The organism is Pseudomonas sp. Z1-12 (assembly GCF_051132015.1).
Lineage (GTDB): Bacteria > Pseudomonadota > Gammaproteobacteria > Pseudomonadales > Pseudomonadaceae > Aquipseudomonas > Aquipseudomonas zanjanensis.
Genome location: NZ_CP071647.1, coordinates 3,222,400 through 3,235,938, shown reverse-complemented (window position 1 = coordinate 3,235,938; position 13,539 = coordinate 3,222,400). Strand labels below are relative to the sequence as shown.

Sequence of the window (13,539 nt, the reverse complement as noted above, 5' to 3'; positions counted from 1 at the left end):
CGCGAAGGGTTCAAAGGCGGATTGAGCCCAGCAGACCTTGCAGAAAATGCTCGCCAGCTTGCATCTGGCTGATCTCGATGAACTCGTCAGGCTTGTGCGCCTGTTCTATCGAGCCCGGGCCGCAGACCACCACCGGCACGTCCAGGCGTTGTTTGAACAACCCGCCCTCGGTGCCGAACGAGACTTTGGCGGTGCCGGTATCCGGGGCAGCAAAGTTTTTCAGGAAACTCACCGCTTCGACGCTCGGATGGGTATCGAGGCCCGGGTAGACATTCAAGGTCTCGATTTCGATGGCGGCCACGCTGGAAAGCTTCTTGGCTTCGTCCACGATCGTTTCGGCCCGCTCGCGCATCTGTTCCAGGAAGCGGTCCAGGTCGTCCGCCGGCAGGTTACGCACTTCAAAGTCCAAGGTGCATAGGTTAGGCACGATGTTCAGTGCCTTGCCGCCGACGATCTGTCCAACATGAACCGTGCTGTAGGGCACGTCGTAATCGGTATCCCGGGCGCCCTGTTCTTGCAACTCCTGCTGGCTCTGGCGCAGCGCGGCGATGAAATCGCAGGCCACGTGAATCGCATTGACCGAGCGCGGCGCCAGCGATGAGTGCGCCTCCAGGCCACGGCAATAGGTGCGATAAGAGCCCTTGCCCTTGTGCCCAAGCACGAACTGCATGTTGGTTGGCTCGCCGATGACGCACAGAAACGGCCGCACCGGTGCCAGGTGCAGCACATCGAGCAAACGACGCACCCCTACGCACCCGATCTCTTCATCATGGGACAGCGCCAGTTGCAATGGCCGGCTCAATGGCTGCTCGCTGGCATCGAGCATGGCGTCGATGGCCAGTGCGATAAAGCCCTTCATGTCGCAACTGCCGCGGCCGTAGATCCGTCCGTCCCGTACCGTCGCCTCGAACGCAGGGAAAGTCCAGGCCTGCCCCGCCGCCGGCACCACGTCGGTATGCCCGGACAGGAGGATCCCCGGCACGTCCCGTGGTCCGGTGCTGGCAAACAGGTTGGCTTTCTTGCCGCTTTCATCCTGGACAATCAGTGACTCGATGCCCTTGGTCAGCAGCAGATCGCGCACATACTCGATCAGGGCCATGTTCGACTCCGAAGAGACGGTATCGAAGGCCATCAGCCGTTTGAGAATCTCCAATACACGGGGTTTCATGCGTACGCCGCCACGGTCAGATTGTTCGATTGCTGGGTTTTCATCAGTTCGGCGCTGTCGTGATGGCATAGGATTTCACTGCCGCCGACAATCATCCGCCGCTCCGGCGCGACGCAATTGCACAGCCCGTCTACCCGTACCGGGCAGCGACTGAGGAAGGTACACAGCCCGGGCACGTTGGCTTTCGGGCCAACGGGCGGCAGCGTCTGGCACGTCGTAGCCCCGCAGGTTTCCAGCCAGCCCTGGCGCAGTTCCGGTACGGAATGGATCAGCAGATCGGTATACGGATGGAACGGTGCTTCGGCATAGGATTGGCGAGTTCCAGCCTGGATCTTGTGCCCGCTGTACATCACCACGATGTCGTCGCACAAGGCGCGTACGGTGGAGATGTCGTGGCTGATGAACAGATAGGAGACCCCCAGTTGCTGGCGCAGATCGCGCAGCAGTTCGAGAATCGCCGCGCCGACCACGGTATCCAGCGCCGACGTCACTTCGTCGCAGAGGATCAGGTCCGGCTTGGCCGCCAAGGCCCGGGCCAGGTTGACCCGCTGCTTCTGGCCGCCGGACAGTTCGTTCGGGCGTCGGTCCGCCATCGTGCGCGGCAAACGCACCAGGTCCAGCAATTCGCCGATACGCTCGCGCAACGCCGCGCCCTTGAGGCCGAAGTACATCTTCAGCGGACGGCTCAGGATCGTGCTGACGCTGTGCATCGGGTTGAGGGCAGTGTCGGCATTCTGGAAGACCATTTGAATACGTCGGAACTGCTCATTCGTGCGCGACGACAAGCTGCCACCCAAGGGTTGACCATCGAAGGTCAATCCGCCCAGGGCCGGCACCAACAACCCGGCCACGACCCGCGCCAGGGTCGATTTGCCAGAGCCTGACTCGCCAATGACGCCAATGGCCTGGCCTCGGCGAACCGTCAGGTCGATGTCTTCCAATACGCGAATGGCTGGCATGCCCTGGGCATTCTTGTTGCCGTAGCCGGCGGTCAGCCCCTGGATGGTCAGCAGTGGCGTGTCCTGGGCGATGTCGCTCGGCGGACGGATCGTCGTGTCCGGCCGCGCCGCCGCCAACAAGCTGCGAGTGTATTCGTGGGCCGGGCCCTTGAGCAAAGGGGCCGTGGCGCTGTGTTCGAAGATTTCGCCGCCATTGAGCACGACGATCTGGTCAGCCATCTGCGCCACCACCGCGAGGTCGTGGGACACGTAGACGGCCGTGGCCCCCCGTTCACGCACCACTCGTTTGAAGGCCCGCAGTACATCGATCTGGGTCGTCACGTCCAGGGCCGTGGTCGGCTCGTCGAGCACCACCAGCAACGGATCGCTGATCAGCGCCATGGCCGCCATCACCCGTTGCAGTTGCCCGCCGGACACCTGGTGGGGATAGCGCTGGCCGATGCGTTCAGGGTCTGGCAAGGCCAGGTCGCGGAACAATTCGATGGCCTTGGCCTCAAGCTCCGCGCTACTACCCAGGCCATGAATCAGGGCGCCTTCCACCACTTGGTCGATGAGTTTTTTCGCCGGGTTGAACGCTGCTGCGGCGCTCTGGGCGATATAGGACACCCGATTGCCGCGCAACTTCTGCAACTGGCTTTCGCCCAACGCCAGCATGTCATGCTCGCCGATTTGCACGACGCCGCCCGCCAGCCGACACCCGCGCCGGGCATAACCGAGCAGCGCCAGGGCGATGGTGGTCTTGCCGGAACCGGACTCGCCGATCAACGCCAACACTTCGCCTTTTTCCAAGGAGAAGCTGACGCCCTTGACGATGTCCACCTCACCACGCTCGCCACAGGCGACCACGCGCAGGTCCTGTACTCGAATCAACTCGCTCATTTCAATGACCTCCCGAACGTCGGCTACGTCGCGACGACAACCGGTCGATGAACAGATTCACGCCGATGGTCAGGGTGCCGATGGCCAATGCTGGAATCACGATGGCCGGTGCCCCTTGATTGAGCCCACCGATGTTCTCGCGCACCAGCGAGCCCAGGTCGGCATCCGGCGGTTGCACGCCCAGCCCGAGGAAACTCATGCCACTGAGCAGCAGCACGATGAAACCGAAGCGCAGGCCCAGGTCCGCCAGCACCGGGTTGAGGATGTTCGGCAGGATTTCCACGCAAGCGATGTACAGCCGGCGCTCGCCCCGGGTACGGGCCACTTGCACGTATTCCAGGGCCTCGATATTCACCGCCATGCTGCGGGCGATGCGGAAGGCGCCGGGGGTGTAGCTCAACACCGCCGTGCAGATCAGCAAGGTGACCGAAGAGCCGAAGGCCGAAACCATGATCAGCGCGAGCATCTTGCTGGGGATCGAAATGAACGCGTCCATCAGGCGACTGACCAACTCATCCAGCCACTTGGGCGACACCACCGACAACAGCGCCAGACTGGTTCCCAGGGTGCTGGACAACACTGCGGCCACCAACGCCAGGCCGACGGTGAAGCGCGCGCCGACGAGGATCCGGCTGAGCATGTCGCGGCCCAGGTAATCGGTGCCTAACGGGTACGTGGCGCTGAGGCTGTCGAACACGTTGTCGGAGACCACCTCCCCCACCGGATGTGGCGCCAGCCACGGGCCGAAGATGGCCACCAGCAACCAGATCACACACATCGCAGCACCAACCAGGCCCAGCCAGGACTTGGCGTGGGCGTCTTTGCCCAACCCCAGCGCAACGGCCGCCGTCGGGGACTTCACAATGAGGTTGTTCATTGGTTTCTCAGCCTCGGGTTGGAAAGAATCGCGCACAGGTCGGCAATCAACACCAACGCCAGGTACGCCGTACAAAACAACATGGTGCAGGCCTGGACCAGGGCCATGTCGCGGTTGGTCACGGCATCGACCATCAGGCTGGCGATGCCGGGGTAGTTGAAGATCGTTTCGACGATCACCACCCCGCCCAACAAGTAGGACAGGCTCAGGGCGATGGCATTGGCGATGGGACCGATGGCGTTGGGCAAGGCGTGCCGAAGCACGATCCGAATATTGCTCACACCCTTGAGACGGGCCATCTCCACGTAAGGGCTGTCGAGCTGATCGATCACTGCGGCCCGGGTCATGCGCGACATTTGCGCGACAATCACGCAGCACAGCGTCATGACCGGCAATGCGTAGGTGCGCATGAATTGCCAGGGTGAGGTGATGTCACTGGCGTAGGACAGCGCCGACAACCAGCCCAGGTTCACCGCGAAGATCAACACCGCCAAGGTGGCGACCAGGAATTCCGGCACTGCCACCATGGTCAAGGTGAAAAAACTCAGGAAGCTGTCGATGCGCCCGCCCCGGCCCATGGCGGAACCGATGCCCAGGGCCAAGGCCACGGGCACCGACACCAACGCGGTGGCAGCCGCCAGCATCAACGTGTTGGGGACCCGGCCGGCCATCAGGTCGATGACCGGCATGGCGTTGGACATCGACATGCCCAGGTCACCGCTGAGCAGGCTGGTCAGCCAGTGCAGGTATCGCAACACACCGGGCTGGTCCAAACCCATTTTCGTCCGCAGGGCCGCCACTTGTTCCGGCGTGGCGAACTGCCCCAGCGCCTGTTGCGCCGCGTCTCCCGGCAGTACCGCCGTGATGGCGAATACCACCATGGAGACAATCAACAAGGTCACGACCGCCGCCCCCAGGCGGCGGCCAATCAACCAGAGTGTGTTGCTGTTCATCATCCGACCCTCATGCAATATGGCCCAAACCCGACGTTCATCAGGCGTCCAGCCAGACTTGCTCGGCAAACATGTAGCCCATGAAACCGCCCAGGGGGTTGGCGCCGTAGCCCTTGACTCGCTGGTCGGCGCCATCGATGTTGCTGATGAACACCGGTACGCCAATACCGCAGTGCTCATGCACCAGCACTTGCATGTCGCCGTACATCTTGCCGCGCTTGGCCTCGTCGGTTTCACCGCGGGCCTGGATCAACAACTGGTCGAACTGTTCGTTTTTCCAACCGGATTCGTTCCACGGTGCACTCGACTGGAAGAACTGCGAAAACAGCATGTCGGCATTCGGCCGTGGGTTGATGTTGCCAAAGCTCAGCGGGTGCTTGGCCCAGTGGTTGGACCAGTAGCCATCGCTCGGCAGGCGGTTGACGTTGAGCTTGAGCCCGGCCTCCTTGGCGGACTGCTGCAGCAACACCGCGACGTCCACCGAGCCGGTCGCCGCTGGCGAGCACATCAGCGGCATGCTGATGTCTGCCATGCCGGCCTTCTTGAGCAGGAACTTGGCCTGTTCCGGATCGTAGGCCCGTTGTGGCAACTCGGCATTGTAGAAGCGTGCACCAGGCGCGATCGGATGATCGTTGCCGACCCTGGCGTAACCCCGGAAGATCGCCGACTTGATCTGTTCCCGATCCAGCAGCAGCTTCATGGCCTGGGTAAATTCCGGACTTTTGCCAGGCATCTGGTCCTGACGGATGATCAAGTCAGTGTAGTTGCCCGACGGCGAGTCAATGACCCGGTGCTTGGCACTGTCCTTGATGCGAGTGGTCGAACGCGGGTTGACCTCGTTGACGATGTGCACGTCCCCCGACAACAGGGCGTTGATCCGCGAGGATTCGTCGGCAATGCCGATGAATTCGATTTCGTCCAGGTACGGCAAGCCGGGTTTCCAGTAATTGGTATTGCGCACGCCAATGGAACGCACCCCCGGCTTGAACTCCTTGACCTTGAACGGACCGGTCCCGATGCCCTGGCTGAAATCGCTGGTGCCTTCGGGAATGATCAGCATGTGAGAAACGGCAAGCACCGACGGCAATTCAGCGTTGGGGCCGGTCAACTGGATCTGCACTTCATGGGGGCCGACGGCTTTGACGTCAGCGAACTGCGACGCCAGCGGCAAGACCTTGGAGCCGGTGATCGGGTCCTTGTGCCGCAACAGCGAAAACACCACGTCGGCGGCGGTCAGTGCCTTGCCATTGTGGAAGGTCACTTCCTTGCGCAGGCTGATCACCCAGAGCGTGGCGTCGGTGGTTTCGATACGCTCGGCCAGTTCCAGTTGCGGCACCATGTGGCTGTCGAAACGCGTCAGCCCGTTATAGAACATGTAGTGGCGCACATAATCGGTGGACGACGAACCTTTGGCCGGGTCCAGGGTGTCGGCGGTGGAACTGGTCGAGCCTGCGACACGGATGCGACCGCCAGGCTTGCCTTTGCCAGGGGTTGCGGCCTGCTCATCGGCGAACAACTTGCCGGCGACGCCGAACAGGCTACCCGCGCCCGCCACCGTCACGCCGGCCAAGCCGAGCATTTGCAAAGCATTGCGGCGTGACATGCCGCGATTGAGCCCTTCGAAGATGCGCAGACTTTCCGTACCTGTTATCAGCTGGGTGTCGATACTGTTTTTTTTGTCAGTCATGTCAGTTCTACCTTTCGGAAGTGATAAGGCTCGATGGCTCGCGATTAACGCAATGTGTTGAAACGTGAAGCGTCCCCCGCAACTCAGTGCAAATAGTCTTGAAGGCGGTAATACGCACCGACCAGAGGCAGGAACCAGGGCTTGCCAAAATGTCCGGGGATGGCTGGCCAGTCGAGTTCGCGCCAAGGGTTGGCCTCGACCTTGCCGGCCATGACGTCGGCCATGACCTGGCCCATGTGCACCGACATCTGCACACCATGGCCGCTGTAGCCCATGGAGTGATAGATGCCACCGTGCTGGCCGGCCCGGGGCAGTCGGTCGGACGTCATGTCCACCAGTCCACCCCAGCAATAATCGACCTTCACGTGAGCCAACTGCGGGAACATCTGCACCATCGCCGCGTGCAGGACTTTGCCGCTCTTGGCATCCGACACGCTGTCAGACATGGCGAACCGCGCACGCCCACCAAACAGCAGGCGGTTGTCCGGCGTCAGGCGAAAGTAGTTGCCGATCATGCGGCTGGTGACATAGGAGCGATGGGCCGGCAGCAAGTTGTCGATCAGCGCCTGGGGCAACACTTCGGTGGCGATCACGAAACTGCCCACGGGCACGATCCGCCGCCGATACCAGCCCAACCCACCCTGCTGAGAGGTGCCAGTGGCCAGCAGGACCTGCGTGGCCTGGAGCGAACCCTTGGTGGTATTGACCCGATAGCCGCCGGCACTGGCTTTCCAGTCCGTGACGGACACGCCCTGGAAGATCAACGCGCCGTGACGGGCTGCGGCTTCGGCCAACCCGACCCCGAAGCGCCCGACATGCATCTGCACGCCGTTGCGTTGCAGCAAGCCGCCATGGAACTGGGCCGAATTGACTTCAGCGCGGGTCTCCTGGGCAGACAGCAACTCGACCTCGGCATCGACCTCCCGCCGGATCAATTCGCAGGTGCGCGCCAAGCCTTCGTAATGCAGGGGCTTGGCCGCCAGCTTGAGCTTGCCATTGCGCTTGAGGTCGCAGGCAATCTGCTCCTGCTCCACCAGCGAGACAACGCTTTGCACGGCGCTTTCATAGGCCTGGTAATAGGCGCGAGCTTTATCGGCGCCGAGACTGGCGCTCAGTGCCGCGTAGTCCTGGGCAACGCCGGTATTGCATTGGCCGCCATTGCGCCCCGAGGCTTCGCCAATGACCCGCCCGCCTTCCAGCACCACCACATTGGCGCCCTTCAAGGCCAGGGCCCGGGCCGCTGCCAGGCCAGTGAAACCACCCCCGACGATGGCCACGTCGACCTGCCCAGGCAACGCACCGAGCTGGGCACCGGTGAATGTCGGTGCGGTATCGAGCCAATAAGACTCACTGCCCATGTCTAACCCCTTATGCCTTGAAGAGTGCCCAGAGACTCAGAGACCGACCAGACCGGCCAATCCGCCGATATCCGGGATCTGGTGGTAGCTGTAGCCAACGTTCCCAGGCAGCTCATGACCGCGGGCCACGAACGCTTTGTTTTTGATCTTCATGTCGTGGGCCGACATCAGGTCATAGCGGAAGCTCGACGACACGTGCAGGACATCCTCCGGCCCGCAGCCAAGGTTATCGAGCATGTACTCGAAGGCGGCCAGGCGCGGCTTGTAGGCTTGGGCTTGTTGAGCCGTGAAGACTTTATGGAAAGGCGCGCCGAGCTTGTCGACGTTGGACATGATTTGCTCGTCCATCGCGTTGGAGAAAATCACCAGGGGAATCTTGTCGGCGATTTTCGACAGGCCTGCCGGTACATCGGCATGGGGGCCCCAGGTCGGTACGGCATCATAGTAGAGCTGACCTTCCTCTTTGTACTCGACGCCCCAACGCTTGCAGACCCGGGCCAAGGCCGTCTTGAGGATTTCATCATACGGCAGCCAGTCACCCATCACCTGGTCCAGGCGATAGGCCGAGAAATCCTTGACGAACTGGTCCATCTGCTCGGCAGGGACCCGATCGGCGAACAGCTCGCGCGTCATCGTGCCCATCTGAAAGTTGGTCAACGTGCCGTAGCAGTCAAAGGTAATGAACTTGGGGCGAAGGAAGCTCATGAGTGCAGTCCTGAGTGATGGTAGAGGTCATGAGGGGCAAGCAGTTGCGCCGTTCTGGAAGCTCGGGAGCAACGCTGCATCACGGATTTATTACAGCATCATGAGACCGTGGATAAACTGTTAAAAGTATAGGTCGCTTGGCACAAACCACCGTTTTTCGGGGCCTGCTCAGCAGACTGTGCGGGATGCGCCAAGCGCGGGCATTTGCGCCGTTTTCAAGGGATTTACGGGCGCAAATGGTGCGCGAAAATCCACGTGAACCGCTGCGTGCGGCAGAATCTACGCCCGCGCTACTCCTGCAAAACGAGAACGGGCGCATCCCTTTCAGGAGGCGCCCGTTCATGGTGTCGTGGCTCAGATAGCCGTTGCCCTCAAAATTCCGCGACCTTGCCCCAGGCTGAAGACTGGAAGCGGTCCGGGTGATAGGGCCGCGGATCGACCAGTGGGGTCATGTCACAGACAATGTCGGCGATCAAGTGGCCCGCGCCCGGGCCGATGCCGAAGCCGTGACCACTGAACCCCGCCGCCAGCACCAGGCCTGGGAGGCTCGCCATTTCGCCGATGCCGGGGACGCCATCCGGCGTGCTGTCCACATAACCTGCCCAGGCCGCGGTGATCGATGACGCCTTCAGCACCGGGATGAGGTCTACCGCGCGCTTGTAAGTCAACTCAACCGCCGAGGCGTCTGCTTTCGGATCCAGGATTCGCATGCGCTCCATCGGCGTGGGCTGGTCCAACCGCCAGCGGCCCAAGCCTTCGTGTCCCGACCGGAAACCCTCCAGGCCACCAGGAGCCAGCTTGCGCCACCTGCGCTGGAACATCGGCAGGAACTGCGGGGCGAAACGCAGCAGCTGCAAGGTCGGGTCCACACGCCCTTTGCCACTGATGGCCAACGTCATCCCGCCATCGGCGCGACGGGTCATGGAAATTTCATCCGTGTGGAGCGCATCCGGTATCTCTTTGGCGCCCTTGGACACCGACAGGATCGTTTGACGAATGGACGCCTGGGGAAAGCGAATGCCGTACTGACGGCAGAAAGAGGATGCCCAGGCACCACCGGCGAGCACCGCGAGCTGGGTGCGAATGGTGCCCTTCTCGGTGACCACTGCGGATAACCGTCCGCCTTCAGTCTCGAGGCCACGGGCGGCGCAGCCCTGGTGCACGGTGCCGCCCAACTTGATGATGGCCCGTGCCACAGCCGGCGCGGCACGGGATGGATCTGCTGTACCGTCGGTCGGTGAAAAGACCCCGCCTTTCCATGGCTTGCCGGTCACCCGACCATGCTCGGCGGCCTGCTCCGCCGTCAGCATGTGGGTTTTCACATTGACGGTACGGGCGAACTCACCCCATTTTGCCCAACCGGCCAGTTCTTTCTCGTTGTTGCTCAGGTAGAGCAGGCCACATCTCCTGAATCCGGTGTCTTCCCCTGTTTCTGCCGCGAATTGCTCCCACAGATCCAGGCTTTTGGTCGACAGTGGCAGCTCGCGTGCGTCTCGATTCTGCTGGCGGCACCAGCCCCAGTTTCGACTCGACTGCTCTGCCCCCACGCGACCTTTTTCCACCAGCGCGACCTTCATGCCGCGCTTGGCCAGGTAATAGGCCGTGAAGGTCCCGATAATGCCGCCGCCGATCACGACTACGTCAGCGTGTGTCGGAAGTTCAGAATGCGTCTCTACGGAAATTAACGGTGCTGGCATTTTAGGGATGTCCATTGAGGGCCGGGGGCGTTTAAAAAAGCATCTTCTTCAGGCCGGTCGGGTGCATTGGGCTTGCACTGAGGATGTATGACCAGGGCACGCCGCTACTCCGTTCTGGAAGCATCAGTGCCATGCTGAATCTGGTGTTTATTACAACACCAAGAAACCGTGCATAAACGGTTAAAAGTATAGGTCGGCTGGTACAAAGCACCGTTTTGTGGGATGTGTTCAGCAGACTTTGCGGGGAGGCTTTTGGATTTGTTCCTTTGGAGACGTGGTTGCGTGTGTATATCCGTTGCTGCGGTAACGGCCACTTAGGGTTCCGCCCTGACGGCGGGTCACTTTTGGAAGAATATCCAACATCTTCATTGACTGAACCACCGCTATCGCGAGCAAGCTCGCTCCCACATTCGGTCTTCAGTGGCCCCAGAATTTATATCCAACACAGAACCCCTGTGGGAGCGAGCTTGCTCGCGAAGAGGCCGGCACACCCAACATCACCGCAAACTGACACGCCGCCTTCGCGAGCAGGCTCGCTCCCACAGGAGGAACGCGGTCCCACCAAGAACCGGGTCGGCTATCACTCATTCAACACCTCTTCCAAAGTGACGATCAGGCGGGAGCAAGCTCCCTCGCCACACGCTAATGACCAGTTAAACAGGCAGATACGGCAGATTCTCCTTTGCGCCCTTGAAGAACGGCATATCTTCCCTGGGCTGCTTTGTTAGCGTATTGAGCAGACTCGCATACGGCTCGAAAGGAACGCCCTGGATGACTACCCAATCTTCAAATCGCTACAGCGTTGATCCGCAAACCGCCTCTCTGTTCTACATCAATGGCGGTTGGTCCGCGCCGGTCAGCCCGGCCAGTTTGCCGGTGGTCAATCCGGCAACCGAGGAAATCGTTGCACAGGTCGCCAGCGGGTCTGCCGAGGATGTCGATCGGGCGGTCGCGGCGGCGCGTGCCGCGTTTGCCGATTGGTCTGCCACTTCCACAGCGACGCGCGCAGGGGTGCTGGGCAAGCTCCATGAGCTTATCCTCGAGCGCAAAGAGGCGTTTGCCCAGGCGATTTCCCTGGAAATGGGCGCCGCCATCGGTTCTGCACGGGCGATGCAAGTGCCCCTGGCGGCCGAACACGTTCGGGTCGCCCGCGACCTGCTGGCCACGTATCGTTTCCAGACCGTCGAGAACGGCACCGCGATCCAACGCGAACCTATCGGCGTCTGCGGCCTCATCACGCCGTGGAACTGGCCGCTTTATCAGATCACCGCAAAAGTCGCCGCGGCGCTGGCGGCCGGTTGTACGGTGGTGCTCAAGCCCAGTGAACTATCGCCTCTGAGCGCCCTTCTGTTTGCCCAAGTGGTCCATGACGCGGGCCTTCCACCGGGCGTCTTCAACCTGGTGAACGGCAGCGGCCATGTGGTCGGCGCGGCGATGGCCGCACACCCGAGTGTCGACATGATTTCCATTACCGGCTCGAACCGCGCAGGTGCGCTGGTGGCCCAGGCGGCCGCGCCGACGGCGAAGCGGGTCGGGCAGGAATTGGGCGGCAAATCCCCGAATATCCTGCTGCCCGATGCCGACTTTGCCAAAGCCGTCCCACTGGGCGTCATGGCGGCGTTTCGCAACGTCGGGCAATCGTGCAGCGCCCCCACCCGGATGATCGTACCCAAGGCCCGGCTGGCGGAGGTCGAAGCGCTGGCGGCCGCCACCGCCAATGCGATCATCGTCGGCGATCCGCAATCACCGGAAACGGTACTCGGCCCCATCGCCAATGAAGCCCAGTTCAATCGCGTGCAAGCCATGATCGAGGCCGGCCTGCATGAGGGCGCCAAACTGCTGTGCGGCGGACTGGGGCGCGTGCCGGGTTTTGAAAAGGGTTTCTACACCCGCCCGACGGTTTTCTCCGAGGTGGATAACGCCATGCGGATCGCCCAGGAAGAAATCTTCGGGCCGGTGCTGTGCATCATTGCCTACGAAACCATCGATGAGGCAGTCGCTATCGCCAACGATACGATCTATGGCCTCGGCGCCCATGTTCAGTCACAGGACCTTGATCTGGCGCGCGCCGTGGCTTCTCGTATCCGCGCGGGGCAAGTGCTCCTGAACTACCCGGCCTGGAATCCCATGGCGCCATTCGGTGGCTACAAGCGTTCGGGCAATGGTCGTGAGTACGGCGTCTTCGGCCTTGAGGAATATCTGGAAACCAAGGCGATCATTGGCTTTGGTGGCCCTGACCTAGATCGATAGCTTGTTTCTTCCGCCATGCTTGAGGAGCGAAGGATTGATGCCGAATTGCTTGCGAAAGGCTGTGGCGAAATGGCTGGCATTGGCATAGCCGAGGTCCGACGCGATTCGCATCACCGACTCATCGCCGTTCAACAAGCGGCTACGGGCCTGGATCATCCGCGCTTGCTGGAAAACGCCGTAGACACTGTTGAAGAACAGCTGGCGGAACCCGCGGGTGAGCTTGGGCTGGCTCATGCCCGACTCGCGCGCCAGTTCCGATAAGCTGGGGGCCTTGCCCAGGTCGGCCAGCAGGCGTTCGCGCGCACGCAACAGGCGTTGGCGGTCGATGTGGCTGACACGGCAGGTGCATTCCACGTTACGGCGTGCTTCCAGGAACAGGCTGACCAGGGTGACGCTCTGGCCATACAGCCAGAGGCCGCTTCGGGGCTGGCCCATCGGCAAGTCTGGGCTCGGGTCCATGGCCTTGCACAACAGATGCGCGGTCGCGCTCATTTCGCCACTGCGGTGGCCGTCCAGGAAACAATGATCGCAGGCCAGTGCCTTGTTCAGCAGCGGGTCGAGTTTCAACTCCCACTGTGACAGCACCTCGGGCCGGATCATGACCGTGATGTTGTCGATCTCGCCATGCTGGTGGTAGAGGCCATCGCGACGGCGGCCATAGCTGATGCAACCCGCGCCTTCGTCAATCACATAGCGGCGCTGCCGACGACCGTCACGGAAACTGCAGGCGGCCTTGCCCTTGAGCAAGTTGGTGAAGCTGAAATGAATGCAGTCGCTGTCATCCTGCAGGGGCAATTCGATTGGCTGCTCGAACTTGCTTTGCCAGCGCACGATGTCGAGTCCGTCCTGCAGGGCCATGCGCGTCACCCGACAATGCGCCCCGGGTCCGAGGTCGCTTCCATATTCCCCCGTAATGATTCGCGAGACCGGCATCGGCTCTCCTGCGCCTCCTTGAACGACTGACATCGTGAATCTCCTGGTTGACCGGATACGGCTCGAATCAGAT

The 13,539-nt window shown here is 61.6% G+C and carries 10 protein-coding genes; 1 reads left to right on the top strand and 9 read right to left on the bottom strand.

All coding sequences use genetic code 11. The annotated features are described in order from the left end of the window. Positions 1 to 10 precede the first annotated feature (10 nt). The 8 genes from argE to J3P85_RS13550 all read right to left on the bottom strand — a co-directional run bounded on the left by argE (position 11) and on the right by J3P85_RS13550 (position 10,283). Positions 11 to 1,168, bottom strand: a complete 1,158-nt coding sequence (gene argE, locus J3P85_RS13585) for an acetylornithine deacetylase (RefSeq protein WP_434706197.1) — start codon at positions 1,166 to 1,168, stop codon at positions 11 to 13. Then, the gene (locus tag J3P85_RS13580; protein WP_434706196.1) at positions 1,165 to 3,006 is read right to left on the bottom strand and encodes an ABC transporter ATP-binding protein; all 1,842 of its coding nucleotides are present in this window, start codon (positions 3,004 to 3,006) and stop codon (positions 1,165 to 1,167) included. Before J3P85_RS13580 ends, argE begins: the two co-directional genes overlap by 4 nt. A gap of 1 nt (position 3,007) precedes the next feature. Then, positions 3,008 to 3,883, bottom strand: a complete 876-nt coding sequence (locus tag J3P85_RS13575) for an ABC transporter permease (RefSeq protein ID WP_434706195.1) — start codon at positions 3,881 to 3,883, stop codon at positions 3,008 to 3,010. Further along, positions 3,880 to 4,836 (bottom strand): ABC transporter permease, encoded by a 957-nt coding sequence (locus tag J3P85_RS13570; RefSeq protein ID WP_186728398.1) that lies wholly within the window; start codon positions 4,834 to 4,836, stop codon positions 3,880 to 3,882. Before J3P85_RS13570 ends, J3P85_RS13575 begins: the two co-directional genes overlap by 4 nt. A gap of 40 nt (positions 4,837 to 4,876) precedes the next feature. Continuing rightward, positions 4,877 to 6,523, bottom strand: coding sequence for an ABC transporter substrate-binding protein (locus J3P85_RS13565; protein ID WP_434706194.1), 1,647 nt, complete (start codon positions 6,521 to 6,523; stop codon positions 4,877 to 4,879). An 83-nt stretch (positions 6,524 to 6,606) separates the two neighbouring features. Further along, positions 6,607 to 7,881 carry an NAD(P)/FAD-dependent oxidoreductase gene (locus tag J3P85_RS13560; RefSeq protein WP_434706193.1) on the bottom strand — a complete coding sequence of 425 codons (1,275 nt, stop codon included), beginning with the start codon at positions 7,879 to 7,881 and terminating at the stop codon, positions 6,607 to 6,609. A 36-nt stretch (positions 7,882 to 7,917) separates the two neighbouring features. Next, complete coding sequence (locus J3P85_RS13555) at positions 7,918 to 8,586, bottom strand: haloacid dehalogenase type II (RefSeq protein ID WP_434706192.1); 669 nt, start codon at positions 8,584 to 8,586, stop codon at positions 7,918 to 7,920. A 371-nt stretch (positions 8,587 to 8,957) separates the two neighbouring features. Then, a complete protein-coding gene (locus tag J3P85_RS13550) occupies positions 8,958 to 10,283 on the bottom strand; it encodes an NAD(P)/FAD-dependent oxidoreductase (protein ID WP_434706191.1) in 1,326 nt (441 codons plus the stop codon). Between the two features lie 771 nt (positions 10,284 to 11,054). Here J3P85_RS13550 and J3P85_RS13545 point away from each other — a divergent pair. Beyond that, on the top strand, positions 11,055 to 12,533 hold the full coding sequence (locus J3P85_RS13545) for an aldehyde dehydrogenase family protein (protein ID WP_434706190.1): 1,479 nt from the start codon (positions 11,055 to 11,057) through the stop codon (positions 12,531 to 12,533). On the opposite strand, the gene J3P85_RS13540 is transcribed toward J3P85_RS13545, so the two are convergent. Next, entirely contained in the window at positions 12,522 to 13,499 is a 978-nt protein-coding gene (locus tag J3P85_RS13540; RefSeq protein ID WP_250963814.1) for a helix-turn-helix transcriptional regulator, read from the bottom strand. The two genes, J3P85_RS13545 and J3P85_RS13540, sit on opposite strands and share 12 nt — an antisense overlap. Between the last annotated feature and the right edge of the window lie 40 nt (positions 13,500 to 13,539).

Excerpts from the sequence above, each read along its gene's own strand:
- argE (WP_434706197.1), bottom strand. The coding sequence starts at position 1,168 with ATGAAACCCCGTGTATTGGAGATTCTCAAACGGCTGATGGCCTTCGAT.
- J3P85_RS13580 (WP_434706196.1), bottom strand. The coding sequence starts at position 3,006 with ATGAGCGAGTTGATTCGAGTACAGGACCTGCGCGTGGTCGCCTGTGGC.
- J3P85_RS13575 (WP_434706195.1), bottom strand. The coding sequence starts at position 3,883 with ATGAACAACCTCATTGTGAAGTCCCCGACGGCGGCCGTTGCGCTGGGG.
- J3P85_RS13570 (WP_186728398.1), bottom strand. The coding sequence starts at position 4,836 with ATGAACAGCAACACACTCTGGTTGATTGGCCGCCGCCTGGGGGCGGCG.
- J3P85_RS13565 (WP_434706194.1), bottom strand. The coding sequence starts at position 6,523 with ATGACTGACAAAAAAAACAGTATCGACACCCAGCTGATAACAGGTACG.
- J3P85_RS13560 (WP_434706193.1), bottom strand. The coding sequence starts at position 7,881 with ATGGGCAGTGAGTCTTATTGGCTCGATACCGCACCGACATTCACCGGT.
- J3P85_RS13555 (WP_434706192.1), bottom strand. The coding sequence starts at position 8,586 with ATGAGCTTCCTTCGCCCCAAGTTCATTACCTTTGACTGCTACGGCACG.
- J3P85_RS13550 (WP_434706191.1), bottom strand. The coding sequence starts at position 10,283 with ATGCCAGCACCGTTAATTTCCGTAGAGACGCATTCTGAACTTCCGACA.
- J3P85_RS13545 (WP_434706190.1), top strand. The coding sequence starts at position 11,055 with ATGACTACCCAATCTTCAAATCGCTACAGCGTTGATCCGCAAACCGCC.
- J3P85_RS13540 (WP_250963814.1), bottom strand. The coding sequence starts at position 13,499 with ATGTCAGTCGTTCAAGGAGGCGCAGGAGAGCCGATGCCGGTCTCGCGA.